At 67.7% G+C, this 25577-nt stretch carries 25 protein-coding genes; 10 read left to right on the top strand and 15 right to left on the bottom strand.

Going from position 1 to position 25577, the window contains the following annotated elements:
* Window positions 1-117 precede the first annotated feature (117 nt).
* The gene (locus ABD848_RS07685) at window positions 118-1482 is read right to left on the bottom strand and encodes an NYN domain-containing protein (protein ID WP_344968922.1); all 1365 of its coding nucleotides are present in this window, start codon (window positions 1480-1482) and stop codon (window positions 118-120) included.
* Window positions 1483-2204: 722 nt separating this feature from the next.
* On the opposite strand from ABD848_RS07685, the gene ABD848_RS07680 reads away from it, so the two are divergent.
* The 3 genes from ABD848_RS07680 to ABD848_RS07670 are packed head-to-tail and all read left to right on the top strand — an operon-like array spanning window position 2205 to window position 5003.
* Window positions 2205-3932, top strand: coding sequence for a DEDD exonuclease domain-containing protein (locus tag ABD848_RS07680; protein WP_344968919.1), 1728 nt, complete (start codon window positions 2205-2207; stop codon window positions 3930-3932).
* Window positions 3910-4671 (top strand): rhomboid family intramembrane serine protease, encoded by a 762-nt coding sequence (locus ABD848_RS07675; protein ID WP_344968917.1) that lies wholly within the window; start codon window positions 3910-3912, stop codon window positions 4669-4671. Before ABD848_RS07680 ends, ABD848_RS07675 begins: the two co-directional genes overlap by 23 nt.
* A gap of 56 nt (window positions 4672-4727) precedes the next feature.
* Window positions 4728-5003, top strand: a complete 276-nt coding sequence (locus ABD848_RS07670) for an Lrp/AsnC family transcriptional regulator (RefSeq protein ID WP_344968915.1) — start codon at window positions 4728-4730, stop codon at window positions 5001-5003.
* 39 nt (window positions 5004-5042) lie between these two features.
* On the opposite strand, the gene trpD is transcribed toward ABD848_RS07670, so the two are convergent.
* Together trpD and ABD848_RS07660 are read right to left on the bottom strand one after the other, a co-directional pair.
* On the bottom strand, window positions 5043-6089 hold the full coding sequence (gene trpD / locus ABD848_RS07665) for an anthranilate phosphoribosyltransferase (protein WP_344969086.1): 1047 nt from the start codon (window positions 6087-6089) through the stop codon (window positions 5043-5045).
* Window positions 6090-6310: 221 nt separating this feature from the next.
* Window positions 6311-6760, bottom strand: a complete 450-nt coding sequence (locus ABD848_RS07660) for a response regulator (RefSeq protein ID WP_344968913.1) — start codon at window positions 6758-6760, stop codon at window positions 6311-6313.
* 252 nt (window positions 6761-7012) lie between these two features.
* On the opposite strand from ABD848_RS07660, the gene ctaE reads away from it, so the two are divergent.
* From ctaE to qcrB, 4 genes are read left to right on the top strand one after another with little or no spacing between them, the layout of a single operon-like run.
* Window positions 7013-7642, top strand: a complete 630-nt coding sequence (ctaE, locus tag ABD848_RS07655; protein ID WP_459112874.1) for an aa3-type cytochrome oxidase subunit III — start codon at window positions 7013-7015, stop codon at window positions 7640-7642.
* Between the two features lie 16 nt (window positions 7643-7658).
* The gene (gene qcrC / locus ABD848_RS07650; RefSeq protein WP_344968911.1) at window positions 7659-8561 is read left to right on the top strand and encodes a cytochrome bc1 complex diheme cytochrome c subunit; all 903 of its coding nucleotides are present in this window, start codon (window positions 7659-7661) and stop codon (window positions 8559-8561) included.
* Complete coding sequence (qcrA, locus tag ABD848_RS07645) at window positions 8554-9657, top strand: cytochrome bc1 complex Rieske iron-sulfur subunit (protein ID WP_344968908.1); 1104 nt, start codon at window positions 8554-8556, stop codon at window positions 9655-9657. The genes qcrC and qcrA overlap by 8 nt, the downstream gene beginning before the upstream one ends.
* A gap of 3 nt (window positions 9658-9660) precedes the next feature.
* Window positions 9661-11328 carry a cytochrome bc1 complex cytochrome b subunit gene (gene qcrB, locus ABD848_RS07640; RefSeq protein WP_344968906.1) on the top strand — a complete coding sequence of 556 codons (1668 nt, stop codon included), beginning with the start codon at window positions 9661-9663 and terminating at the stop codon, window positions 11326-11328.
* A gap of 1093 nt (window positions 11329-12421) precedes the next feature.
* Here qcrB and ABD848_RS07635 read toward each other — a convergent pair.
* The 3 genes from ABD848_RS07635 to ctaC are packed head-to-tail and all read right to left on the bottom strand — an operon-like array spanning window position 12422 to window position 15573.
* Entirely contained in the window at window positions 12422-12886 is a 465-nt protein-coding gene (locus ABD848_RS07635) for a cytochrome c oxidase subunit 4 (RefSeq protein WP_344968903.1), read from the bottom strand.
* Window positions 12887-12901: 15 nt separating this feature from the next.
* Window positions 12902-14581 carry an aa3-type cytochrome oxidase subunit I gene (gene ctaD, locus ABD848_RS07630; RefSeq protein WP_425567460.1) on the bottom strand — a complete coding sequence of 560 codons (1680 nt, stop codon included), beginning with the start codon at window positions 14579-14581 and terminating at the stop codon, window positions 12902-12904.
* On the bottom strand, window positions 14578-15573 hold the full coding sequence (gene ctaC / locus ABD848_RS07625; RefSeq protein ID WP_459112873.1) for an aa3-type cytochrome oxidase subunit II: 996 nt from the start codon (window positions 15571-15573) through the stop codon (window positions 14578-14580). Before ctaC ends, ctaD begins: the two co-directional genes overlap by 4 nt.
* A 648-nt stretch (window positions 15574-16221) precedes the next feature.
* Here ctaC and ABD848_RS07620 point away from each other — a divergent pair.
* Window positions 16222-16458 (top strand): sulfurtransferase TusA family protein, encoded by a 237-nt coding sequence (locus ABD848_RS07620; RefSeq protein ID WP_344968900.1) that lies wholly within the window; start codon window positions 16222-16224, stop codon window positions 16456-16458.
* Window positions 16459-16528: 70 nt separating this feature from the next.
* On the opposite strand, the gene rpsD is transcribed toward ABD848_RS07620, so the two are convergent.
* On the bottom strand, window positions 16529-17140 hold the full coding sequence (rpsD, locus tag ABD848_RS07615) for a 30S ribosomal protein S4 (protein ID WP_344968898.1): 612 nt from the start codon (window positions 17138-17140) through the stop codon (window positions 16529-16531).
* A gap of 75 nt (window positions 17141-17215) precedes the next feature.
* On the opposite strand from rpsD, the gene ABD848_RS07610 reads away from it, so the two are divergent.
* A complete protein-coding gene (locus ABD848_RS07610; protein WP_344968895.1) occupies window positions 17216-18010 on the top strand; it encodes a DUF2470 domain-containing protein in 795 nt (264 codons plus the stop codon).
* 48 nt (window positions 18011-18058) lie between these two features.
* Here the strand turns inward: ABD848_RS07610 and ABD848_RS07605 are convergent, their stop codons facing one another.
* The 8 genes from ABD848_RS07605 to ABD848_RS07570 form a co-directional block, all read right to left on the bottom strand.
* Window positions 18059-19024, bottom strand: a complete 966-nt coding sequence (locus tag ABD848_RS07605) for a carbohydrate kinase family protein (protein WP_344969078.1) — start codon at window positions 19022-19024, stop codon at window positions 18059-18061.
* 282 nt (window positions 19025-19306) lie between these two features.
* On the bottom strand, window positions 19307-19657 hold the full coding sequence (erpA, locus tag ABD848_RS07600; protein ID WP_344968892.1) for an iron-sulfur cluster insertion protein ErpA: 351 nt from the start codon (window positions 19655-19657) through the stop codon (window positions 19307-19309).
* Window positions 19658-19842: 185 nt separating this feature from the next.
* A complete protein-coding gene (locus ABD848_RS07595; protein WP_344968889.1) occupies window positions 19843-20952 on the bottom strand; it encodes a glycerate kinase family protein in 1110 nt (369 codons plus the stop codon).
* Between the two features lie 57 nt (window positions 20953-21009).
* A complete protein-coding gene (locus tag ABD848_RS07590; protein ID WP_344968886.1) occupies window positions 21010-21810 on the bottom strand; it encodes a maleylpyruvate isomerase family mycothiol-dependent enzyme in 801 nt (266 codons plus the stop codon).
* A 100-nt stretch (window positions 21811-21910) separates the two neighbouring features.
* Window positions 21911-22489, bottom strand: a complete 579-nt coding sequence (gene pspAB / locus ABD848_RS07585) for a PspA-associated protein PspAB (protein WP_344968883.1) — start codon at window positions 22487-22489, stop codon at window positions 21911-21913.
* 51 nt (window positions 22490-22540) lie between these two features.
* Window positions 22541-23455 carry a zinc metalloprotease HtpX gene (gene htpX, locus ABD848_RS07580; protein WP_344968879.1) on the bottom strand — a complete coding sequence of 305 codons (915 nt, stop codon included), beginning with the start codon at window positions 23453-23455 and terminating at the stop codon, window positions 22541-22543.
* A gap of 256 nt (window positions 23456-23711) precedes the next feature.
* On the bottom strand, window positions 23712-24014 hold the full coding sequence (pspAA, locus tag ABD848_RS07575; RefSeq protein WP_344968877.1) for a PspA-associated protein PspAA: 303 nt from the start codon (window positions 24012-24014) through the stop codon (window positions 23712-23714).
* Window positions 24011-24811 carry a PspA/IM30 family protein gene (locus tag ABD848_RS07570; protein WP_344968875.1) on the bottom strand — a complete coding sequence of 267 codons (801 nt, stop codon included), beginning with the start codon at window positions 24809-24811 and terminating at the stop codon, window positions 24011-24013. Before ABD848_RS07570 ends, pspAA begins: the two co-directional genes overlap by 4 nt.
* 117 nt (window positions 24812-24928) lie before the next feature.
* On the opposite strand from ABD848_RS07570, the gene ABD848_RS07565 reads away from it, so the two are divergent.
* Window positions 24929-25540 (top strand): DUF3043 domain-containing protein, encoded by a 612-nt coding sequence (locus ABD848_RS07565; RefSeq protein WP_344968873.1) that lies wholly within the window; start codon window positions 24929-24931, stop codon window positions 25538-25540.
* The last annotated feature ends 37 nt before the right edge of the window (window positions 25541-25577 follow it).

Genomic DNA, 25577 nt, shown 5'->3' with positions numbered 1-25577 from the left:
CCCCACAAAACACGCTCAACAGGAACAAGAAACACCAATGGCCACATCCGGCCATTTTTCACCAATCGGTAGCGCCATGCGGTCACAGCCGCTAGGAGCGGAGCTGGGCGTCCCCGGCTATCCCGCGGGTTCCAAGCGTTGTAGCAGCAAGGAGGAGGCCAGCGTGCGTGCCCCTTCCCTGCGTACGGCCCGCACGATCTCCTGGTCGGAGGTCACCACCGCTAGCGGTCGCCCGGGGGGTTCGGCGCGCACCAGCCGAACGATGAGGTCGTCGGCACTCTCCGTGGGATCGCTGAAGAGCAGTCGCACCCGCCGTTTCACACTAGAGGCCGGCGGCACCTCGACTTCCGCTCCGTCGAAGACGCAGGTGATTTCGGCTTTGGTGCGCGTAGCCAGCCCCTCCAGGCTCTGTAACAGTCTGGCGCGCTGGTCGGCCAGCGGCAGGGTGCCATAGCCGGTTTTGGTGACGTTGTAGCCGTCGACAAGCAGGTGAACCCGGGGAAGGACCAGCAACTGGTCGATGAGTCCAGGATCGTCGTCGGGCAGCCCCGGGCCGGACAGAGCCGCGGCGGTGTCGCGCTCCTCGTCGACGGCGAGATCGGCAGGGCTGTCGATGGAGGTGGGCAGGGCGAGTTCGCGCCGCAACCCGTGCGAGGCGTCGACCAGCACATCCAGGAGGACCCGTAGCCGGGCGTCGTCAGCGCTGCGTCCGGCCCGTGCGGCTCGGCGGGCGTTCTCCATCTGTGCCTCGGCGCTGGCCAGGCGATTGCGCAGCCGCCGGTTCTCCGACTCCACGGCGTTGACCCGGCCCGCCGCCTCCTCAGCGCGCTCATTCGCCTCCCCGATCGCCTCCTCGCTGCGCTCGACCGCCTCCTTGGCGCGCTGGCGTTCGGCGTGCAGGCTGCGGCGCAGGTCGGCGATCGTGCTGCGTTGCCGCTTGAGTTGGGAACGCAGTTGGGCGACCTCGTCTCGGTGCTGGGCGTGGGCCTCATTCAACCGGTGCCGCAGGTCGGCGATGGTCTCGGCTGCCTCCTCGGCTTGCTTGACGCCCTCGCGGCGATCCAGCTCGTCGCGGACCCGTTCGACGATCGTCGCCCACCCCGAGGGGCGCAGGAGGTAGGCGACCGCCGCCACCGTGACCGGCTCGGCCGCCGGAGGCACGACCCCTTCGCCCAGCCGCGCGGTAAGGTCGGGCCACAGCACCTGGACCCGTTGCGCGACACGTTGGCGGAAAGCGGTATCGGCCTCCAACTGGGCGGCGATCTGCGGGCCGGCCAGCCGGGCGCGGCGGCGTGGCTCGAACTTGGCGATGCGCCGCAGCGCGGAGGGCAGCTCAGCCGTAGACAGTTGACCGAGAACCTCGGAACCGTACTCGACGACACGGGCGCGGACCGGCTCAGGCAGCGGGGCGCCACTCTCCTTCTCGTCGTCGTGATCAGCGCCGGCCGGCTGTGCGCGGGCCTCATTGGAGTCGGGCGTCATGAGATGTTGGGCGCGGATACTCCACCCTTGAGGGACGGGAGGAAACGCCCTCCTCCTTCCTGTCAGAAATCACGTTAAGTGTCACAAGGAACACGGAAAGGTCATAAGTGGAGTAGACCTTAGAGTGTGTTAGGGAACCAACGAAGCCCCTCACAGCGATGCACCCACGTTCACCGCCGCATACTCGGCAGCACCCAGGTGGCTCTCGTCGAGGACCTCCCCATTTCTGGAAAGACGCCCGCGGCGAACCCGTCCGCGACATCGTGCACCGCAACGGGCGAAAGGTGGCCTAAGGCCGCGAGCGCCCCCTCCCCCGTTGGTGCAGGCGGCGGCGAAGCGGGCAACTCACCGGGCGCCCCGGGACTGTCTCCCCGCAGCGGGAGGAAACGTCAGGCCGGCCCCGCCCGACGCCGCGGCGCAACACTGCACGACAGCACCGCTACCGGCGCGCCGGCGTCGAGCCCGAGTGGGGTGGGGCCGCAACAGCCCCCCAGTGCCCTGCGAGTTCCGGCTGGCAGTCAATGACGAAATACGCATGGGCTTGTCCTCCTGTCGCTGGTGCCAAACCTGATCCTGGCCGCACCAAAGGTCCGGTCCCCCATGATCCCAACCAGATCGGCCGATGATTCTCATCTTTCCACGTCGACTCAAGGCCGTTCGGCTTTCAGCGCACGTGAGCACCCGCGGCGACCGCTCACGCCGTCTCCTCGTAGCCTGGCCAAATGGCACACCAGCGGCCCGCAGGCCAAGTGAGCATCGACGATTTGGGGACTCCCCTGTCGGAAACGACGTTTGTGGTGGTCGACCTGGAAACGACCGGCTCGCGCGGCGACGGGGCGGGCATCACCGAGATCGGGGCGGTCAAGGTGCGCGGTGGTGAGATCTTGGGCGAGTTCGCCACCCTGGTCGATCCCGGTGTTGCCATTCCCCCCTTCATTACGCTGCTGACCGGCATCACCCAGACGATGGTGGCCGAGGCGCCGGCAGTGGCCGAGGTGCTACCGAGCTTCCTGGAATTCGCCGGCTTTGACCGCGGCACCGTCCTCGTGGCCCACAACGCCCCCTTCGACACCGGCTTCCTCAAAGACGCCTGTGTCAAGCACGGCTACCCCTGGCCCGCCCCTGCCGTCGTCGACACAGTGGCACTGGCGCGACGGCTGGTCACCCGCGACGAGGTCGCCAACCACAAGCTCGCCACCCTCGCCGGGTTCTTCGGCGGCGCCACACAGCCCACGCACCGCGCCCTCGACGACGCACGCGCCACGGTGGAGGTGCTGCACGGGCTGCTGGAGCGGATCGCGGCGTTTGGCGTGACCACCTCGGAAGAGCTGTGCCGGTTCCGCAGCGCGCCCACCACGGCCCAGCGGCGCAACCGCCACCTGGCCGAGGGCCTCCCCCAGACTCCGGGCGTCTACATCTTCGAGGACGCCAGCGGGGCGGCGCTGTACGTCGGCAAGAGCGACAACCTGCGTAAGCGCGTCAAGTCCTACTTCACCGCCGCCGAGACCAGGGCGCGCGTACGGGAGATGATCGCGCTGGCCGCTCGGGTCACGCCGATCACCTGCGCCACCGGGCTCGAAGCCGAAGTGCGCGAACTCCGGCTGATCGCCGAACGCAAACCCGCCTACAATCGGCGCTCACGCCACCCCGAACGCGCGGTCTGGCTCAAACTCACCCGCGAAACCTATCCCCGACTGTCGATCGTGCGGGAGACCCGCGAGGACGCCGCGGCCTACATCGGCCCCTTCCCCTCGACGCGGCGCGCTGAGATGGCGCGCGAAGCCCTGCACCACACGTTCCAGCTACGCCAGTGCTCCCACCGCTTGGGGCCGAAGTCAACGCCGGTAGCGGCGTGTGCCTTGGCGCAGATGGGGCGGTGCGGGGCGCCGTGCGAGGGCGGCGAGTCCCCCGAGGAGTACGCGGTGCACGCCCAGGCCGCGCACCGGGCGATGACCGTGGATGCCGCTCCTGTCGTCACGGCGCTGACCAGCCATATCCGCGGACTCTCCGCGCAACTGCGGTTCGAGGAGGCGGCCGTGCACCGCGACCGACTCACCGCGTTCGTCGAGGCGTGCGCGCGTGCCGAGCGGCTGACCACGCTGGCGCGGCTGCCGCACCTGGTGGCCGCCCGCCGCGCGGCAGCCGGTTGGGAGATGTGCGTGGTGCGGCACGGGCGGTTGGCCGCCTCGGGCGTGCTCACCGCCGACAGCGATCCGCAGCGCTATCTGGAGGCCCTGGTCGCCACGGCCGAAACGGTCGCCGTGGCCTCCCCCGAGGCCGGCCCGGTGCCGCGCGCGACCGCCGCGGAGATGGAGTGCGTGCTGCGCTGGCTGGAGACTCCCGGCGTGCGGCTGGTCGAGTTGGAAGGCTCGTGGACATGCCCTGTCGGTGGAGCACAGAAATATCGGAGCCTGACAGACTGGACGCATGGCCGGCCTTCCCTTGAGTGACGACTACCCGGTGCGGCGACCGCCGATCGTCACCTACCTGCTCATCGGGGCTAGCGTCACCGTCTACTTGGCCTCGCCGGCCTCCCAGCTCGCCCTGTGGTACAGCAACGACCTGCTGGCGCGGCTGTGCTCCCAGGAGGTCTACCTGCTGCGGTGGGCGGCGATCCCGGCGGAGCTGCTCAGCGGACACCAGTTGGCCAACCCGACCGACTGTTCTGGCGGCGACTTCGGGAAGGTGCCCTGGATCTCGGCTTTCACCTCCATGTTCCTGCACGGCGGGCCGTTGCACCTGCTGAGCAACATGGTGTACCTGTTCGTGTTCGGGCCCTGCGTGGAAGACCGGCTGGGCCGGCTGCGCTACCTGGGGTTCTACCTGGCCACTGGGGTTATCGCCTGTTATGGGTTCGCTCTCGGCGAGGGGCCGGTGACGGTGCCGCTCGTGGGCGCCTCGGGCGCTATCTCCGGGGTCCTGGGCGCCTACTTGGTGGTCCAGTTCCGTAGCCGCGTCATCACGCTGGTCTTTGGAGTCATCCCGGTACGGTTGCCGAGCTGGGTGCTGATCGGGACCTACTTCGCGACGCAGTACTTCCTCTACATCAGCTTCGCGCTGTTGCCGGTCGAGAGCCCCCCGACCGCATACGGGGCCCACGTGTTCGGGTTTGTGGCCGGCGTCGTAGGGGGGCTCCTCGTCTACCGTGTGCCCTGGCGGGCGGGGGCCCGCCTGTCCGACGCACACTGAGTCCGCGCCGCCGGCCGACTCGGGTCCACTTCAGAAAAGCTCAGGAGAAAACAGCCGTGATTACCGCGATCGTCATGATCAACGCCGACGTGCAGCGCATCCCCGAGGTCGCCGAAGCGATCGCCGCGATCGAGGGGGTGAGCGAGGTCTACTCCGTCACTGGCGGAGTGGACCTGATCGCGATGGTGCGGGTACGGCGCCACGAGGAACTCGCTGAGGTCATCCCGGCGCACATCAACAAGGTGAGTGGCGTGCGCTCCTCGGACACCCACCTCGCGTTCCAGGCCTACTCTCGCCACGACTTGGAGGCGGCCTTCTCGCTGGGGATGTGAGCCGGCGTGCCCGGCAGCGCAACCGTCGGGCCCCGCCCTTCAGACCTGCTTGGCGTAGGCTTGGCTGACCTCGACCCACGTGTCCAACAGGGCGGCTGCGGCGCCGCTGTCGACCGCTTCGGCCGCGCGCGCATAGGCCGCACACAGCGGCTCTTCCAACGAATCGGAAACCCCCTCGGCGGCCAGCAACGCCGCCGCCGCGTTGAGCAGGACGGCGTCGCGCACCGCTCCGGTGGCTCCGCCCACGACGTCTCGCACCACCTGGGCGTTGAACTCGACATCGCCGCCGCGTAGCGCCTGAGGCTGGGCCGGCTCAATGCCCAGCGCACTCGGGTCCAGCGTGGTCGAACGCACCTGACCGTCATTGACCAACCACACCGAAGACGTGGTCGTGGTCGTCAACTCGTCCAAGCCGTCATCGCCACGAAACACCAGCGCCGACATTCCCCGCCGGGCGAAGACCCCGGCGACGACCTCGCACATGGCCGGATCGAACACCCCCACCGCGGCGGCTCGTGGACGGGCCGGGTTGGTCAAGGGGCCCAGGAAGTTGAACACCGTGGGCACCGCGAGTTCGCTGCGGGCCTTGGCGACATGGCGCAGCGAAGGGTGGAACAGTTTGGCAAAGCAGAAGGTGATGCCGACCTCGTCGGCGACCCGGGCGGTGTTCTCGGGCGGCAGGTCGATAACGACACCGAGACGTTCGAGGACGTCGGCCGTGCCACACGAGGAGGAGGCCGCGCGGTTGCCGTGCTTGACCACGCGCGCCCCGGCCGCGGCGGCCACGAGAGCGGCCATCGTGGAGACGTTGACCGTGTGGGCGCGGTCGCCGCCGGTACCGACAATGTCGACTGTGGCCCCCGGCACGCTGATGGCGACCGCGTTGTCGAGCATGCCCTGGGCCAGCCCCGTGACTTCCTCGACGCTCTCGCCCTTGGCGCGCATCGCCACGGCGAAACCCGCGATCTGAACGTCGGTCGCCGAGCCGGACATGATCTCGTTCATAGCCCACTCGGTGTCGGCCGCGGTGAGGGATTCGCCGGTGAGCAGGTTGTGGATCAGGTCGGACCAGGTGCGTTGCTGGATGTTCACGTCACTTCCTCGGCTGGCGGGGGATTCTCGATGCAGCAGTCGGTGGAGGCGGGGCCACAGCCACACCGGTGTGTGAAGCGCCCCGAGGACGTGGCCGGTGGGGCTCCTCATGGCCGGCTGCCGCCCGCCTCGGGTGGGACCGCAAGCCATAGGGAGGGCGCTGCGGTGCCGGGCTGCGAGGGCTCCCCGGGAAGCTCGGGGACAGGTAGCCGAGCTTACCCGGTCACGGCCGGACGCTGGGCGCGCTGGCGCATCAGTTCGGCCAGGGACTCGGCCAGGGCGACGGGGTCGATGGGGTGGGTGGTCACCCGGTCGGCCCGAGACCAGGTGGCGAGCCAGCCGTCGTCTCGCCGGCCGACAATCACCATAATCGGAGGACAGCGGTAAATCTCGTCCTTGGCCTGGCGGCACACGCCCATCCCGCCGGCGGGCTGAGCCTCGCCGTCGAGGATGGCAACGTCGATCGCGGCGTCGCCAAGACGCTTGAGCGCGGCCGGGGCGGTGGCGCATTCGACGAACTCCGCCTTGGGAACGTCGGCGGCGGGGCGACGACCGATAGCCAGCCGCACCTCCTCGCGCACACTCGCGTTGTCACTAAAGATGAGGATGCGCATGGTGGAGTCCTGCGAGGTGCCCCCCGGAGCCTCCACACCAGTGTTGCCCATGATCCACCGTCCTTGTCGTTAGCCATCGGCGGCGCCGGACCGGCCACGCCCGACCGGACGGGCACCCCTGCGAGCTTAGTTGCCTTGTGCCGCCGAACACGACAGCCTACGCCACATGGGGCGACCAGGGCGTGGAGCTGGGGCGGTAAGCTTGCCCACTAGGGCGCTCACGCACCTGTTTCGCGGCGGCGTGGTGGGCACGTTTCGGGGGGTCGTGCAACAGCTCTCGTCAGATGCCGTAATAATGCTCCCGTGGCGACAGCAACCGCGAACCAAGAAACAGGACCGACACCTAGGCACGGTGCGGCTAAGCGACCTGACCTGGTGAGCGTTGGCACCGTCGTGTGGCTAGCCAACGAACTCATGTTCTTTGCGGCGCTGTTCGCGATGTACTACACCATCCGATCGGTCACCAAGGGTGATCCGCAGAACCTCGGCGATTGGCCCACAATCCATCTCGACGTGCCCTACGCCCTGGTCTTCACCGTGATTCTGGTAGCGTCCAGCTTCACCGCACAGGCCGGTGTCTGGGCCGCCGAGCGCGGTGACGTGCACAAGCTCCGCAGGTGGTTCATCATCACCTTCGTCATGGGCTTGATCTTTGTGCTCGGGCAGGCGAACGAGTACCGCGAGCTGATCTTGCACGAGGGGCTGACTCTACAGTCCAGCGCATACGGCTCGATGTTCTACCTCACCACGGGGTTCCATGGCCTGCACGTGATCGGTGGTCTCATCGCGTTCCTGCTCATGCTGGGACGCACGTACGCCGCGAAGAGCTTCACTCACCAGCAGGCAACCAGCGCGATCGTCGTGTCCTACTACTGGCACTTCGTCGACGTGGTCTGGATCGCTTTGTTCGCAACCATCTACTTCATCCAGTGACCCGAACGGGGAAACCGTGAAATGGATTACCGCGCGGCGACGGCATCCCCTGGCGGGGTATGTCGTCGTCACCCTCGCGCTGGCGCTCCTCGGCTTGGGATACGCCGTCGTGGCGCCCTCGGCCGAGCGGGCTCAAGCGCAGAGCGACGCGGCCGAGACCGAATCGGCTGAGGTCGATCTGGCCAACGGCAGGGAGCTCTTCGAGCAGAGCTGCATGAGCTGTCACGGCAGGGACGGCCGAGGCACCGCCAGCGGCCCGAGCCTGTACGGGGTGGGGGCCGCGGCCGTGGACTTCCAGGTCAGCACGGGGCGGATGCCCTCGACCAACCCCGACCAGCAGATGCCTCGGGGTGAGGCGGTCTACAACCAGGAGCAGATCGACGATCTGGCCGCCTACGTGCAGCAGGCATTCGGCGGTGGGCCGCAGGTGCCGTCGGTGCCCGGCACCGAGCCGCAGCGCTCCGAGTTCGACAGTGAGGCCGCCTACGAGCAGGCCCTGGAGGAGTACGAGGCCGCTTTCGAGGAGTACATCTCCGGTGGGGGCGACACCGAGGCCGGCCAGAAGCTGTACATGACCAACTGCGCGCACTGCCACGGCTGGTCCGGTAACGGCGGTGCCCTCACTGGGGGCCGATGGGCTCCCTCGATCCACGAGGCGTCACCGCGCCAGATCTACGAGGCCATGATCACCGGCCCCGGCGCCATGCCCGTGTTCAACGACCAGACCATCACGCCCGAGTCCAAGCAGGATCTGATCGCCTACGTGAAGAACCTGCAATACGAGCCCAACCCCGGCGGTGTCTTTGCGCTCAACCGGGTCGGCCAGGTGGCCGAGGGCTTGATTAGCTGGACCATCGGCCTCAGCCTGATCGTGGCGTGTGCCATCTGGATCACCGCGAAGCAGCGAGCCCATGACTGACAACACCAGCAACCACGACAACACGGCCGGCGACGGTGCCCGGGAACGGATTCTCGGCACGCCTTCGGGGACCGAGGGCGCCCTTACCGAGGTCGGCCCGGGCGACCACCGCGGCCACAGCGGCCCCTACCCGGCCGCTGAGACGCACACGCACACTGAGGAAGAGCAGCGCAAGGGCGAGCGCGTCGCCGCGCTGTGGTTCACCCTGGCTTTCCTGGCCGGCATCGGCTTCCTGGTGAGCTACTTCCTGTTCCCGCCCGGACCCGACGGCGAGCCGGCCATCGCCGCGCCGGCCATTGGCAAACTTTCCAACCTGGCGTTGGGCGGCACCCTGGCTGTGGCGCTGTTTGCCATCGGCGCGGGGATGACCGTGTGGACCCGCCGGGTGATGCCGCACTACGAGGTCTCCTCGCCCTACGACGAGATGCCTTCTCCCGCCGCGGAGAAGCGCTCGTTCAGCGACTTCTTCATGCGCGGCGGCGAGGAGAGCGGGATCACCAAACGGCCGCTGATGCGCCGTACGCTGCTGTTGTCGATGCTTCCGCTAGGGCTGGCCCCCATCCTGCTGCTGCGGGACCTGGGGCCGCTGCCGCGCAACGAGCTGCACAAGACTCCCTGGCAACGGGGACAGCGTATGGTGGTGGAGGGCTCCGAGCGTGAAATCCTCGCCAGCGACCTGGAGGAGGGCGGCATGATCACCGCCCTGCCCTCGGTTCCTGAGGGCGAGCACCTCACGCTGGACGAGCAGGCGCAGTCGGTCATCTTGCTGATCAAGATGAACGAGTCCGAGTTCGGGGAGCGGATGACCGGAGAGCGGCTGAACTGGACCCATGACGGGATCGTGGCCTACTCCAAGATCTGCACCCACGTCGGCTGCCCCGCCGCGCTCTACGAGCAGACCACGCACCGGATTCTGTGCCCCTGCCACCAGTCGACCTTCGACGCCACCAACGCCGCCGAGGTCGTGTTCGGGCCGGCCAATCGTCCATTGCCCCAGCTCCCGCTTACAGTGGACGGTGAAGGTTATCTCGTCGCAGATGGAGAGTTCTCCAGCGCCGTCGGACCAACCTTCTGGGACGCGGAGAGGGATGTGTAGCAGATGACGACTCCAGCACCCAAAGGGCTACGCGGCGTCGGTAACTTCATCGACGACCGCTTCCACCTGGCCAAGGTCGGGGAGAAGAACCTGCGCAAGGTCTTCCCGAACCACTGGTCGTTCATGCTGGGCGAGATCGCGATGTACTCGTTCATCATCTTGCTGCTCACCGGGGTGTTCTTGACCCTGTGGTTCAACCCGAGCATGCAAGAGATCACCTACGAGGGCTCCTATGAGCGTCTCAACGGTGTACAGATGAGCGAAGCGTACGCATCCACGCTGCACATCACCTTCGATGTGCGCGGTGGGCTGCTGATGCGCCAGATCCACCACTGGGCGGCGCTGGTCTTCGTGGCCGCCATCGTGGCGCACATGCTGCGTGTGTTCTTCACCGGCGCTTTCCGCAAGCCGCGCGAGATCAACTGGTCGATCGGGGCACTGCTGCTGGTGCTGTCGATGACTGAGGGTCTGTTCGGCTACTCCCTGCCCGACGACCTGGCCTCCGGCATGGGTGTGCGGATCTTCCAGGGTGTGCTGATCGCGATCCCGGTCATCGGGACCTACATCTCCTACTTCATGTTCGGTGGCGCGTTCCCCGGCGAGGACATCATCCCGCGGCTGTACATGCTGCACATCCTGCTCATCCCGGGCATTCTGCTGGCGCTGATCGTGGCCCACATCATGATCTTGTGGTTCCAGAAGCACACGCAGTACCCGGGGAAGGGCCACACCGAGAAGCAGGTCGTAGGGACACCGATGTTCCCGGCGTTCGCGGTCAAGGCGGGCGGGTTCTTCTTCTTCACCTTCGCCGTGATCGCCGGCCTGTCGGCCCTCGTCCAGGTCAACCCGGTCCACCTGTTCGGGCCGTTCACGCCCACCTCCATCACCTCCGGGCTACAGCCCGACTGGTATATGGGCTTCATGGAGGGGGCGCTGCGGATCTTCCCGAACTGGTTCGATATCGACGTCGCAGGCTACTCGATCCCCACCGGGGTCCTGCTGCCCGGGTTGGGCAGTATCGGACTGCTGGCCATCGCGCTCTTGGCGTGGCCCTGGATCGAGATGTGGATCACCGGCGACAGGCGCCACCACAACATGGCCGACCGGCCGCGCAACGCCCCCACCCGCACCGGGGTGGGCGTGGCGGCCTCCACCGTCTACGGTCTGCTCTGGCTGGCCGGGTCGAACGACATCCTTTCGGAAACGTTCTCGATCAACCTGTACGCCACCACGTGGTTCTTCCGCATCGCGATCTTCGTGGGGCCGGTGATCGCCTTCATCGTGACCAAGCGGATCTGCTTGGGGCTGCAACGGCGCGACCTTGAGACGCTGGAGCACGGCTACGAGAGCGGACGCATCGAGCAGCTCTCCAGCGGCGAGTTCATCGAGGTCCACCGGCCGACCTCGGAGGATTCGGTCCACGTGCTGGAGGCCAAGCAACCGGTGGCGCGCGTCAGCGCCGCCGAGGTCGACGAGAACGGTGTCGAGGCCCCCGGCAACCGCAAGGCTATGGGCAGGCTGCGCCGGGCGCTCGCCCACTGGTACACCAAGGACGACATCCCCTTCGAGGGGGCCGAGCCCCATCGGGAGCCCCACGCTGTCCCCGAAACGGTGGCCGTCGAGGAGCGCTCGGGCTCGGAAACCCCAGAGGAGCCCGTCAAGACACCCTGATCCGGGCAGCCCGGTCCTTTGTCACGGCCCGGTCGCCACCTCCCACAATCGGGAGGGGCGACCGGGCCGTTGGCGTGTGTGGCCCCGGTGGGTTGGCGCGCCCCCTTCATCCTGGGATCTTCCGGAGTCGAGGGGGCGCCCCTGCGCCCCTCAGGCTTTCCAGTCGACGCGGGAACGCTAGAGAACCGCGCGGCGCTGCCCAAGCGGCGAGCACCCAATACGTGTCAGCAGCAAAGCCGGTATGGAGTGAGACCAAAACCGATAAACCAGGCCGTACGGCGCTGAGACGCCCGCTCCCGCGTCACTTGCCCCACACCTGACCTGGACTACCCCTCGGCAGAACAACGGCGCTGTGTGGCGCTCAGCGCCGCCGGCCGTGCCAGCGAGTCCCCGACCGGCGAAGGCCCGAAGGTACTTTCCCCGGGAAACCGAGGCGCCCCGGGGTGTTGGTGGCAAGCGGGGTGGGGGTGCTGTTCGCTCGTGCCTCGGTCGCCGCGCGAACTCAACAACCCTCGGAAGCGGGCCGCGGCTGAAAGGTTCGCCGCACACTCGTGCCTCGATCGCTGCGCGATCTCGGCAGCTTCACAGGGGCGCCGTGGCGGAGGCGCCCGGAAACGACGCGGAACAGCCACCGAGGTCGAAACATCGCTCCAACACGGGATGTCGCTGCCACACAAGACACCCCTCGCCTCCAAGCTCGCTCCCCAAAACACCACTACCGCGCGAAACGTTGCCGTCACATACGCGGTCGCTGCCACACAAGACACCCCCTCGCGTGCGAGGTCGCTGTCGTGGGGGATACAGCGGTGGGCGGCGATCTCTGTGGCAGGCGGCACCCCAGAAAGCGTCGAGCCACAGCACCCACCCCAGCGTGGCCACAGCCCCCAGGCTGTCGAGATCGCGCAGCGATCGAGGCACGAGCGAGGGGAAAACACCGCACGCTCTTCTCAGCCCACAGCCCTACCCCACCACACGCGCCCTCCGGGAGGGCGTGCGTGGGCGCGCACGAGAAATCCCCGGGTGGGAGCCACACTGTGGCTCCCACCCGGGGACCGTGATCAGGCGGGACGCGACCGCCCCGGGGATCGGGACGTTACTGCTCGCCGGCGCTTTCGACCTTCTCAGCTTCCATCTGGTCGACGAACTCACCGCGGTAGTACTCGAAGACCCATCCGATGGTCGTCAGGATCAGGGCGAGTCCCCCGATGAACACCATCCACCAGCCGATAGCCACTCCCACAGCGGTAAAGGCGACGGAGGCGGCCACGAACAGGGGCCACCAACTGTGCGGGCTGAAGAACCCGTAGGTGCCGCTGTTGTCCTCGACCTCGCCGTCGAGCCGCTCCTCAGGAGGCGGGCCGTGGTAACGCTCGCTGCGCCGGGTGGACTGCCACAGCCAGAAGCCGACCATCCACCCGAAGCCGATGGCCACACCGAGAGCGACGGTGCCGGCCCACTCGATCCGGCCCTGCACCGCCCACGACCAGTAGGCGTAGAGAAGAGCGACGAGACCGAAGAAGGTCGAGACGCCCATAAACAGATATGCCTGCATCTTCATGGTGATCTGCCCGCCTTACTTGACGCTTTCCGGTTGCGACGCCGCGCCCGGGGAGGCGACGTAGGGATGGTGCAGGTCGAACGCTGGACGCTCGGAGCGAATGCGCGGCAGCGAGGTGAAGTTGTGCCGCGGCGGCGGGCACGAGGTCGCCCACTCCAGCGAGCATCCGTACCCCCACGGGTCATCCGTCTCGACCTTGGGGGCGTTCTTGTGCGTGACCCACACGTTCCAGAAGAACACCAGGGTGGAGGCTCCTAGGACAAAGGAACTCACTGAGGAGACCATGTTGAGCGCGGTGAAACCGTCACCGGGCAGATAGTCGGCGTAACGGCGCGGCATGCCCTCGGCACCCAGCCAGTGCTGGACCAGGAACGTGCCGTGGAAGCCGAAGAACAGCAACCAGAAATGCACCTTGGCCAGCCCCTCATCGAGCATCTTGCCGGTGAACTTGGGCCACCAGAAGTAGAAGCCGGCGAACATCGCGAACACGACCGTGCCGAAGACGACGTAGTGGAAGTGGGCCACCACGAAGTAGGAGTCGGTCACGTGGAAGTCGATGGGCGGGGAGGCCAGCAACACGCCGGTGAGCCCGCCGAAGAGGAACGTCACCAGGAAGCCCACCACGAAGAGCAGCGGCGACTTGAAGTCCAGTTGACCGCGCCACATCGTGCCGATCCAGTTGAAGAACTTCACGCCGGTCGGCACGGCGATGAGGAACGACATGAACGAGAAGAACGGCAGCAGCACCGCGCCGGTGGGGAACATGTGGTGCGCCCACACCGTCACCGAGAGCCCGGTGATGGCGATGGTCGCCGCGACGAGCCCCTTGTAGCCGAAGATGGGCTTGCGGCTGAAGACCGGGATCACCTCAGTGACGATGCCGAAGAACGGCAAAGCGATGATGTAGACCTCGGGGTGGCCGAAGAACCAGAACAGGTGCTGCCACAGCAGGGCACCGCCGTGGGTCGAGTCGAACACGTGGGTGCCGACCAAGCGGTCGGCGGCCAGGCCGATCAGCGCCGCGGTCAGCACCGGGAAGGCCACGAGGACGAGCACGCTCGTCAGCATCGTGTTCCACGAAAAGATCGACATCCGAAACATCGTCATGCCGGGGGCTCGCATACACAGCCCGGTGGTGATGAAGTTCACACCGGCGAGGATGGTGCCCAGACCACCGACGAGCAGACCCAAGATCCACAGGTCACCGCCGATCCCGGGCGAGCGCACCGCGTCCGACAGCGGCGTGTAGGCGAACCAGCCGAAGCTGGCCGCGCCCCCCGGCGTGAGGAAACCGGCCACCACGATGAGCCCACCGAAGAGGAACAGGTAGTAGCCGAACAGGTTGAGGCGCGGAAACGCCACATCGGGGGCGCCGATGTGCAGCGGCATGATGATGTTGGCGAACCCGACGAACAGCGGGGTCGCGAACAACAGCAGCATGATCGTGCCGTGCATGGTGAACAACTGGTTGAACTGCTCGTTGCTCACGACTTGCAGCCCCGGCAGCATCAGCTCGGCCCGGATGAGCAGCGCCAACAGGCCGGCGAACAGGAAGAACCCGAACGAGGTGATCAGGTACATGTACCCGATCACCTTGTGGTCGGTCGACGTCAGCCAGTTGACGATCATCGACCCTTTGGGGGTGGGCGCCGGCGTCGCCGGCTGGCTGGCGCGCGGCTCGTCAATCGCGGTCATGACTGGCTTGCCTCCTCGTCAGCCGTCGTGGTGGGAGCCGGCGAGCCCTCCCCTGACGGCACCGGTTCCTCGGCCGTTGCCGCACCGGCTTCGGGCTGCTCCTGCGACTCCTGCGCCGCGGCGCCATCCTCGGCGGCGGGCGGGGTCTGTTGGGAACCGTCGGCGCCTTCCTCGTCAGGCGAGGGAGCCGAGGGCAGTTCCGGGGGGTTCTGCTTCTGCTCCTGGAGCCAGGCCTCGTAGTCCTCTGGTTCGAGCACCTGCACCGTGAACAGCATCCGGGAGTGGTCCACCCCGCACAGCTCCGCGCAGCGGCCAGCGAACTCACCGGTGACGCCGTCGTTGACCTTGACCTGGAACTCGTTGGTACGCCCAGGGATGACGTCCATTTTGAACAGGAACTTGGGGACCCAGAACGAGTGGATGACGTCGGGCGAGGTCATGTCGAAGTGGATGACGCTGTCGTTGGGGATGACAAGCGTCGGCTTCTCGTCGGGAGTCCCCACGACCGAGACGTTCTCGCCGTTGACGTTGGTCTCGTCCTCGTAGGTGAACTCCCAGCTCCATTGGAAAGCGTTGACGTGGACGTTGACGTCGGCGGGCTCGTCGGTTTCCAGGAGGTAGGTCTGATCGCGCGCGGTGAAGTAGAACAGCACCGCGATGATGACGATCGGCAGGACGGTGTAGAGCGCCTCGATGGGCATGTTGTAGCGCACCTGAGGCGGCAGTTGATTGGAGCGCTTGCGGTGGAAGATCACCGACCAGATGATCAGTCCCCATACAAGAATGCCGACCGCGAACGCCGCCACCCACGAGCCCTGCCAGAGCGCGAGGACACGCTCGGCCTGCTCGGTGATCGGCTCTGGCACACCCAACCGAGTGAACTCATTCGACGCGCAGCCGGTCGCGGCCATCCCCAAAGCGGCGAGCGCGGCGCCGCGCGGTGCCCATCGGCGCAGCGCGTGGCGCCGATTCCTATGGCGGGTCGGACTCACGGATTGCCTTCCCAGCGGTGATGCCCGCGACGCGCGCGGGCGGTCGTTATCCAGAGCTTGCCGAGGCCAAACCTATCGCGATCCGTATACGGCGCTGATCACGGGCACGCCTGGTCAGCGTCGTGCGCGGCGCGCCGTTGGCGGCGCGGTCACCAGCGTCTCCGCCAGCCGACGCCGCGCTCGCGCGGGGCGGCAGTAGGTGTCGCAATGGTCGGCCCCACCCGTTGTCCCGTGAGTCCGGTACCGGTACGCAGCACCGGTGATCCTGCGCTCACGGACGGGCTAAAGCGAGAGTACCGCTGTATCGCGGCCCCCTTTAACCGGGTGCCGGTTAACGGCGGCCACGGGTAAAGATTGGGACACAGGCCTTGTTCTAACAGACCCCGTGACCACTGCTCCTTACGGGGTGCCGGCGCGCGTGTCCTCTCACCGGCGACCCCGCCGGCCGATAGGATGTAAGGCTCGGTGGACCCGTCTCTCGCGGTGGCGACAGCCGGGGGCGCGGGAGGCCCGATCCTGGGGTATGGCCCGCGGCACTGACCTGAGGCCACACGGCGAGCGGCAGGGCGGGACCGCCGATGGGACGCGCGTCACCCCCACGCCAACGTCCCACCTCGCCACAGCGGGAGCAGCCCAAAAGGAGCGTCTGTGTCCGACCAGCCGTTGCTGACCATCGACGCGATCGGCCGCAAGTGCCCGATCCCGATCATCATGTTGGCGGGACGCATTCGCGAGGTGCCCATCGGATCGGTGATCGCCGTCACCGCCGATGACCCGGCAGCCCGAAGTGATATCCCCTCGTGGTGCCGGATGAAGATGCAGGAGTTCGTGGCCGAGGTGCCGCTGTCCCAGGGCAGCGCCTTCCACATCCGTCGGATGTACTGAAGGCCCCAGCGGCGACCTCACGGGCCGCACGAACCGGCGTGGCCGTGCGGCCCGTGAGGATGGCCCGAGGTCAGCGGGCGTAGTACTCCACGACGAGCTGCTCGTCGAAGGGCACCGGTACCTGCTCGCGCTTGGGGCGGTCGACGACCGCGACGCGCAGATCCTTGTGGCTCACCGCCAGGTAACCGGCGGTCTTCTCGTCGGCGTGCACGCCTTCGGCGGCCTCGACGAAGGGCACCATGTTGCGCGACTTCTGGCGCACGCCAACGACCTGGCCCGGCTTGAGCTGGTACGACGGGATGTCGACCTTCTTGCCGTCGACCGTGATGTGGCCGTGGTTGACGTACTGGCGTGCGGCGTAGATCGAGGGGGCCAGGCCAGAGCGCAGCACGACGGTGACGAGTCGCAGCTCCAGCTCGGAGATCATCTCCTCACCGGTACGGCCAGGACGCTTCTTGGCCGTGTCGTAGACCCGGGCGAGCTGCTTCTCGGACAGGTCGTAGTACCAGCGCAGCTTCTGCTTCTCTGCCTGGCGCACGGCGTAGTCGCTGGTGGAGCGCCGAACCCGGCGGCCGTGTTCACCCGGCGGGTAGGGCCGCTTCTCGAAGTAGCTGACCGCCTTACGGGTCAGCGGGACACCGGCGCGCCGGGACAACCGCACCTTAGGTCCGGTGTAGCGCATTCAAGTCCTCCGATATGTCAGTCTCTTGCGAAAACGGGAATCCTAGGTAAGGCTTGCCTAAGTCTAGGAGGTGTCATGCGACGACCCGGCCCGTCCACGATCGAACGGATCCGCTCCCTTGCCGCCACGGCGACCCCCACCTCGGCGGCGTTGGCAGACGATCCCGCCACGCGTTTCAGCGCATGCGGGGCGGTCGACCATGCCGGTCGCGCGGTGCTCGTGCTCGACGCCGACCATCCGCTGCGCGAGGCGCTGCGGAGGCCCCGGCCGGGCCACGCCGACCTCGCGGTCGGCCTAGAGATCTCCGCGCTGCGGCACGTGGGTCACATCTCTACTGTACGCGCTCGCATGTGGTGGGAGGGCACGATAGCGCCCGTGCCCACTCGCGAACGCCGCGAAGCGGCCCTCGCCGTGTGGGAACGCCACCCCAGCGAGGAGCTGCTGACCGCAGTGGACAATGATCCCACAGCCGTCGACCCCGATATGCCGTTACTGGCCAGAGTCGAGCCCGACCTCGTGTTCTACGACGCCTACGACGAGGCCGGGGTCATCGAGGGCGCGGCCTTCCGCCGGGCCCGGCCCGACCCCCTCCTGCCCGCGGCCGAACGCATCCTCAGCCAGGTCAACGACCGCCACCGCGACGATCTGAGCGCGGCCCTTTCCCATCTGCCCGGCGTCCCCGAGGGAGCGGCCTGGGTCTGGGATCTCGACAGCCACGGCGTGACGCTGTGGGTGGCGCCTTATGACGCTTCACAGCCGGCCGTGGTGCGGGTGCCGTGGAACGTGCCGGCTACGGCGGCGTGCGAGCTGGAACGCGCGCTGCACCACCTCATCGCGCACCGGGAGGCCACAGACCGTGCCAACCCGTGACCTCCCGGGCAGGGCGACCGCGAAGGTCACCCCAGGCGATGCGGACGATTACAGGTTCTTACGCACCGGCTCAGCGGCCTGCTCGCCGTAGGAGGCGGTCAGCCGCTGAATCAGGCTCTCCTTGGTCAGGTGGTACTCCTGCGGACCGTCGACCTCGATGGCGTGGGCGGCCACGGCGTTGCCCAGTTGGGCGCACCGCTCCAGCGACTCTCCCCAGTGCACGCCGGCGAAGAACCCGGCGCGGAAGGCGTCACCCACGCCGGTGGGGTCGGCCTTCTGGCCCACCTCAGCCACCGGCACCTGCACGGAGGGCTCTCCCTTGCGGTCAATGCGTACGCCCTTGGCCCCGAGGGTGGTGACGCGGGTGCCGACGACGTCGAGGATCTCTTCCTCACTCCAGCCGGTCTTCTGCTCAGCCAGCGCCTTCTCGTACTCGTTGGTGAACAGGTAGGTGGCGCCCTTGATGAGCTGACGCACCTGGGGGCCGTCCAGCAACGCGAGCTGCTGGGAGGGGTCAGCGGCGAAGGGGATACCGCGCGCGACGCACTCCTCGCTGTGGCGCACCATGGCTTCGGGGTCGTTGGCGCCGATCAGCACGAGGTCGAGCCCGCTCTGCTGGAGCGGATTCAGTTCGATGTTGCGCGCCTCGGCCATAGCACCGGCGTAGAACGAGGCGATCTGGTTTTGGTCACGGTCGGTGGTGCAGACGAAGCGGGCCGTGTGCCGCATTTCGGAGGTGTGGACACCGGTGGTGTCGACCCCATTGCGCTCCAACCAGGAGCGGTACTCGTCGAAGTCGGCGCCAACCGCGCCGACGAGAACGGGGCTCAGACCCAGCCGGCCCATACCGAAGGCGATGTTGGCCGCGACTCCGCCGCGACGGATCTCCAGGTCGTCCACGAGGAACGACAGCGACACCTGCTCCAACTGGTCGGCGATGAACTGTTCGGAGAACCTGCCATCGAAGTTCATCAGATGGTCGGTGGCGATAGATCCGGTAACCGCGATGCGCACTGCGGAGGGCTCCTTGTGTGTGGGGACACGTTCGGACAAGACCTCAAGAGTACCGACCGGCCTATTCGAACCACACCCTTGGGGCAAATCAGACACGATCGGTGCAGGCCAGCGCCCCCGAGGACAGCGCCTCGACGCGATTCGCGCCCACCGCGCCCACGGGAAAACCACCTGGACACGACGATGGCCCGCACGGTTCCCCGTGCGGGCCATCGCGAGGCTGTTCGGGGCAGCGCCGCTAGGGAAGCCTAGTGGACTCCACCTGAGCCCCCGTGTCCGGGCCTAGTGGAAGGAATCACCGCAAGCGCAAGAGCCGGTGGCGTTGGGGTTGTCGATGGTGAAGCCCTGCTTTTCGATGGTGTCGACGAAGTCGATCGTGGCGCCGATGAGATAAGGAGCACTCATGCGGTCAGTGACAACCTCGACGCCGCTGAAGTCGGCCACCACGTCACCGTCGAGCTCACGCTCGTCGAAGAACAACTGGTAGCGCAGCCCCGAGCAGCCACCCGGCTGGACGGCGACCCGAAGCCGCAGGTCCTCGCGGCCCTCTTGCTCCAGCAGGGCCTTGACCTTGGCTGCCGCGTCGTCAGTCAGGATGACACCCTGCGCGGGGGCCTCGCTTTGAACCGTCATCTGCTAGATCCTCCAAAACGGGTGGCCGCCGCTGCGGCGACCTCCATGCTCTGCAACGTCGTATAACGTCTGATCGATTTCGTGCATTCCCCGCCTGGGGGTGACCCCCCTCTGGGGTGGCCTCTGCTGGCCTCCAGGGTAGGTCGTCGTTGTACACCTGGCTATGATCCGCTCCGCCAGGCCCGTCACCGCCGCCAGCGCCGGGCCACCTGGGCTGCGAGCGCCCGCAGCTCAGCAGCGGGCTGGGCGAGGGCAGCCTCCACCGATCCAGCGGAGTCGACCAGGGAGTAGGTCTCGGTGATGCCCGCCGCCACTGCCTCGCGCCGGCCCACAGCCACGTTGCCGGCCAACACGAGACAGGCCCTGCCGTACTCGGTGGCGACTTTGGCCACACCGTGGGGCAACTTGCCGCGCAGCGACTGGAAGTCAAAGGACCCCTCGCCGGTGATGACGGCGTCGGCCGAGGTGGCGTAGCCGCTGAACCCCACCGTGCCCAGCACGCGGGCCACGCCCGACTCGATCGTGCCGCCCAACAGCAGCAGCCCGTAGCCCAGACCGCCCGCCGCGCCAGAGCCGGGAGCCTCACGCAGCGCCGCGGGGTCGGTGGCGAGGGCGAAGGTGGTGAGAGCGGCGTCGAGCCGCTGGACCTGGTCGGCGTCGGCCCCCTTCTGCGGGCCGAACACAGCGCTGGCTCCGTGGATACCCAGCAGGGTGCTGTCGACGTCGGTGGCGGCCACCAGCGTGACGCCATCGGTACGCGCGCGGGCGGCGGAGAGGTCGGGGGCGCCGGAAAGCCGGGCCAGCGCCGCGCCGCCGCTGCACAGTTGGGCGCTGGGCTGGGCACCGAGCGCGGCGAGCATACCGGCGCCGCCGTCGTTGGTGGCGCTGCCGCCCAGCCCCACGACGACGGTACGCGCCCCCGCGGCCACGGCCCGGTCGATGAGTTCGCCGACGCCATAGCTGGTGGCCCGTTCCGGGTCGCGCTGCTCGGAGGGCACCAGGTGCAGCCCGCAGGCCTGCGCGCTCTCGATGTAGGCGGTAAGTGTGCCCTCTCCGACGAGGAGATAGTCGGCTGTGACGGGCTCGCCCAGCGGCCCGGTGACCGAGCAACTGACGCGCCTGCCGCCCAGATTCGCGTGGAGGACCTCGACAAAGCCGGGACCGCCGTCGGAGAGCGGGACGAGATCACACTCAGTGTCGGGGGAAACGGAACGCCAGCCTTCGGCGATGGCTTCGGCGGCCTCGACCGCGGTGAGGGTTCCGGCGAACTTGTCTGGAGCTATGAGGATACGCACGCTCTTTAGTCTGCCCGGACGCCCAGGCGAGGGCGCACGTGGGCCGGCGGTGCGCGGCTAGAACGCCAGAGTCGACAGCCACGAGTCCCAGGGGGCGCGCTCGCCCGTAAGCGTGCAGCCACGGGCGGACGGCTCCAACGGGCGGCGCCGGCTCACGGTAAGCGCCAGCTCGCCGGCGGGTCCGGCCAGCGTCGAGGTCGCGGGCGCGTCGGGCGCGGCGTGGCCCAGGGTGAAGTCGCGCGCGTGGAGGTGCACGCGCCAGTGGACGTCGACGTCGGTGGCGGCCAGGGCCAGCACCGAGCCGTCACCTTGGAACTGCCGACGGGTGTCGCCGAACCGTGCCGCGGCGAGGTTGCTGAACAGTTCATCGATGGTGTCCACGGCCCACCACGGCTCCACGGCGGGCTTGATCCCCACGGTCAGCTCGGCGTCGACGCGGTGAACGATCGTCTCGTGCAGCATGCGCCGGGACCAGAAGCGCACGTAGTGGTCGGTGCTCCAGTTCCACACCGGGGCGTTGGGGTCGGCGGCGCGCAGCACCGTGGCCAGCTCTTCGGCTCCGCTGGTGAGCCAGGCGGGATAGTCCTCGGCGCGCTCGGGAGCGGCGGGCCTGGGCAGCTCGCTCCTGGGGGTCGGCTCGGTGATGCCATGCTTGACCAGAGTGTTCACCCAGCGGTGCACGCGGGAGACGTGGCGCACGAGCTTGCCGAGATCCCACTCGGGACAGGTGGGGACGGTGGCGGTGAGGTCGGCACCGGCCACGGTGGCGGCCATGCGTCGCGTTTCGGCGGCGAGGGCGTCGACGTAGGTCTCGTGGGAGAGGCGATGGCACTGGTCGGGCGGCGGGGTCTTGGGCAACGAGGCTCCTAGACTGCGGTGAGGGGTTATGAGCTGGTTACCGCCTCCCTGCGGGGGTGTCAATGCGCTGCCACGTTGCCGGCGCCTTCCCGATGGCCGGTTATAGACCGGGAGCGCCGTAGACGGGAAACCAGCGCGCCTTGTCGGGCTCCATGGCCAGGTCGTCACGCAGGGATGCCTCGACCCGTAACTCCAGTGCGTTGTCCCGGCGCCCGTCCCGAGTGGGAGCGAAGGGGTAGAAGGTGCCGCGCTTGTAGAGGTAGACCAGCGCGACGCGGTGGTGGCTGTCGTCGGCGAAGGTCACCAGCGAGCACAGCAGCGCCGGGCCGAAGCCGGCGCTTTCCAAGGTGGAGTTGACAGCGTGCAGGTCGGTGACGAGCTCGCCGACGGCGCTGGGGTCGGCCGGATCGTGCCGGAGCACCAGCCATGTGTAGCCGTACTCGTCGTTGACCGGCTCGACCGCGTGGTGGCTGTTGGCGTTGAGGAGTTCGGTGAGGTCGCGTTGCAGGTCGGCGAAGGCCGGCCCCTCGGCGGCCCGGAAGGCCACCGATGCCGTGCCCGAGGGGAGGAAACCGGCCGTGGCGCGCAGTGTCACGGCCGCCGACGGTAGGGCGAAGAGGCGGTCGAGGTCGGGCTTGGCCGGCTTGGACCGACCCAGCAGGGCCCGCAGGAAACCCATCGGCTTCTCCCTTGTTTTGATAGCGCACGGGTCCGCCGCGACGAGCGACGCTCATGCGCCGCTGCCCAGTTGTCGAGAGATGTCGGCGAGCTGGTCCAACCGCCGCTGCACGGGCGGGTGGGTGGCGAAGAGCTGACTGAGGCTGAACCCGCTCTTGGTGAAGGCGGGGGTGAAGAAGAAGGCGTTAAACGGTTCCACGCGGCGCAGATCGCGGGAGGGGATGCGGGCGATGTCGCCGGTGATCTTGGTCAGTGCGCTGCCCAATGAGGAGGGGCGTGCCGTCAGGTAGGCCGCGGCGCGGTCGGCCGCCAGTTCGCGGTAGCGCGACAGGGCTCGAGTGAGCAGGAAGCTGAGTGCCCAGACCACCGCGCTTACGGCCACCACCGCGAGAGCGACCAGGGCCGGGTTGGCGCTGTCGCGACCGCGCCCGCCACTGAGGAGGGTGAAGCGCAGCCCCATCTGGGTGAGGAAACCGGCCACGATGCCGAGGAAACCGGCGATGGTCATCACCACGACGTCGCGGTGGGCGACGTGGGACAGTTCGTGGGCCAGCACCGCCTCCAGCTCGGCGGTGTCGAGTCGGCGCATCAGGCCCGTGGTCGCGCAGACCACCGACCTGTGCTCCCGGTGTCCGGTGGCGAAGGCGTTGGGGACGTCGCTGCGTGCGAGGGCCACCCGGGGCTTGGTCATATCGGCCATCGCGCACAGCCGGTCGACGACGGCGTGCAGTTCGGGGGCCTCGTCTGGGGAGACCTCCCGCGCGCCCATCGCATACAGCGCGATCTTGTCGGAGGAGAAGTACTGCACGATGGCGAAACCGACGACGATCAGCGCCACCAGCCACCATGGCATGCCCACGAGGATCAGGGCGACGATGAAGGCGACGTAGACGATGCCGAGCAGGGTCATCGTCGTGACCATGCGGGCCGTGAGCCCGCGGTCGGGGATGAAGCGGGAACCAGCCACAGCGGGCCACCTTTCGCCGAAACCACGCACATACCCTCTGACCAGGAATTTTATGGGAAATCAGACGAGGGGCGACAATGTGGCGGAATCGGGAGGGGCCACGCGAGCGCGGCGGCCGGGTGGTGCAACGGGGCTGCGGCAGCGAAGACGCACAAGAGACGTTCGATCCCGGGCCCGCGGGCCCGGGATCACCGACGAGGAACGAGCTACGACAATGGGCAGGGTCGGCGTCGCCCCGCGCGCCCACCGGAACAGGTCACGTGCGATCCGCGATATCGGGAGTGTCGGGAATGAGCCCCTCGTCGCCGAGCATGGCGCGGACTTCCTCCATGCTTGCGTCCGAGGGCGGCAGGATGACCTCAGAGGGTTGGAGGGCGTCGAGCGGCAGCGGCTTGCCGTCGTGACGCACCCGGGCTAGCAGGTCGTGCAGCGCGGCCCGGAACTCGTCCTCATGGCCGGTCTCGATGGCTCGCTCCAACGTGCTGTCGAAGGAGTTCAGCAGGTCCAGATCCGCTTCGGAGAGGTCGAACTGTCCCTCCTCCATGATTCGGACGATCACGCGCCCTCCCCCTGCCGGTTGGGAGACTGGGCCTGCTGGCCAGTCTGCGACGCGTCACCGGTGCCACTCTCGAGCTGCTGCGTGCTGGAGCTGCTGCCTTGGCCGACTTCGCCCTTGAGGCGCTGCAACTCCAGTTCGACACCGTCGGTGCTGGCCATGCGGTCCAGCTCCGCCTGAATGTCGTCCTTTTGCGTACCCGAGACGTCGTCGAGAGCACCGGAGGCCAGCAGCTCGTCGACGGCGCCGGCGCGGGCCTGCATCTCGGTGGTGCGGTCCTCGGCGCGCTCGATGGCCATCCCGACGTCGCTCATCTCCTCGGAGATGCCGGAGAACGCCTCGCTGATCTGGGTCTGGGCCTGCGCGGCGGTGTAGGTGGCCTTGATGGTCTCCTTGCGGGTGCGGAAGGAGTCGACCTTGGTCTGGAGCCGCTGCGCGGCCAGCGTCAGTTTCTGCTCCTCCCCCTGGAGCTGCTCGTGCTGCTGGCGCAGATTCTCGATCTGAGACTGCAACCCCGAGCGTCGGGTGAGGGCTTCGCGGGCCAGATCCTCACGGCCCTGGCTGAGGGCGGTGCGGCTCTGCGTCTCGAGCTTGCCCGACTGCTGTTCGAGTTGCTGGATTTGCAGCTCCACCCGCTTACGGGACGTGGCGACGTCTGCAACGCCACGCCGGACTTTCTGGAGCAGATCAAGCTGCTTCTGGTACGAGTAGTCGAGGGTCTCTCGCGGGTCCTCGACGGAGTCCAGGGCTTTTGTGGCCTTGGACTTGAAGATCATGGAAAGTCGCTGAAACACGCTCATCGGCGTGGCCGTCCCCTTCTCGGTCCATACTCGGCTGTTCCCGGCGGGCGCTTTATACAACCCTACGCGCTATCGCAACAGGTCGCCATGAACAGGGAACCGGTTACCCTAAGGGGTGTGTTTCGACGTCGCTCTGCCACCCCATCAGCCGAGCAGGCCCCGGCCAGCTCAGCCGACACCGCCACCGGCAAGGGCTACACCCCGCCCAAGGATCGCCCCACGCCCCGACGCAAAGAGGCCGAAAAAAACCTACGCCGTCCGCTGAACGCGCCCAAGACGCGCAAAGAGGCCTACCAGCAGTACCGGGAGCGCCAACGGCGCCAGGCCCAACTCGAACGCCAGGGCTACGCCCGCGGGGACGAACGGTACTTCCGCCCCCAGGACCGGGGGCCGCAGCGCGCCTTCGTGCGCGACTTGGTCGACTCCCGCCGCAGTGTCAGCGAGTTCTTCCTCTACCTCTCGCTGGGCATCATCGTCTTGCTGTTCCTTCCCTTTCCGCAGGTGCAGTTGGCTGTGACCTACATCGTGTGGCCACTGATGATGGTCACCATCGTCTTCGAGGGCTTCCAGGTCGGAATCCGGGCACGGCGCTCGGCGGCGCAACACTTCCCCGACGAGCCGGTGCGGGGCGTAGCCATGTACGCCGCCATGCGCCAATTGCAAATCCGCCGGCTGCGGATGCCCAAGCCCCGCCTCAAGGCCGGCGACCCAGTGGCACCGGGCACCTGAGTCTCAGCTAAGGGAAAACTCGGGGATCACGGCCCGG

Source organism: Salinactinospora qingdaonensis (assembly GCF_039539445.1).
GTDB lineage: Bacteria > Actinomycetota > Actinomycetes > Streptosporangiales > Streptosporangiaceae > Salinactinospora > Salinactinospora qingdaonensis.
This window is presented reverse-complemented; position numbering and strand designations above follow the sequence as displayed.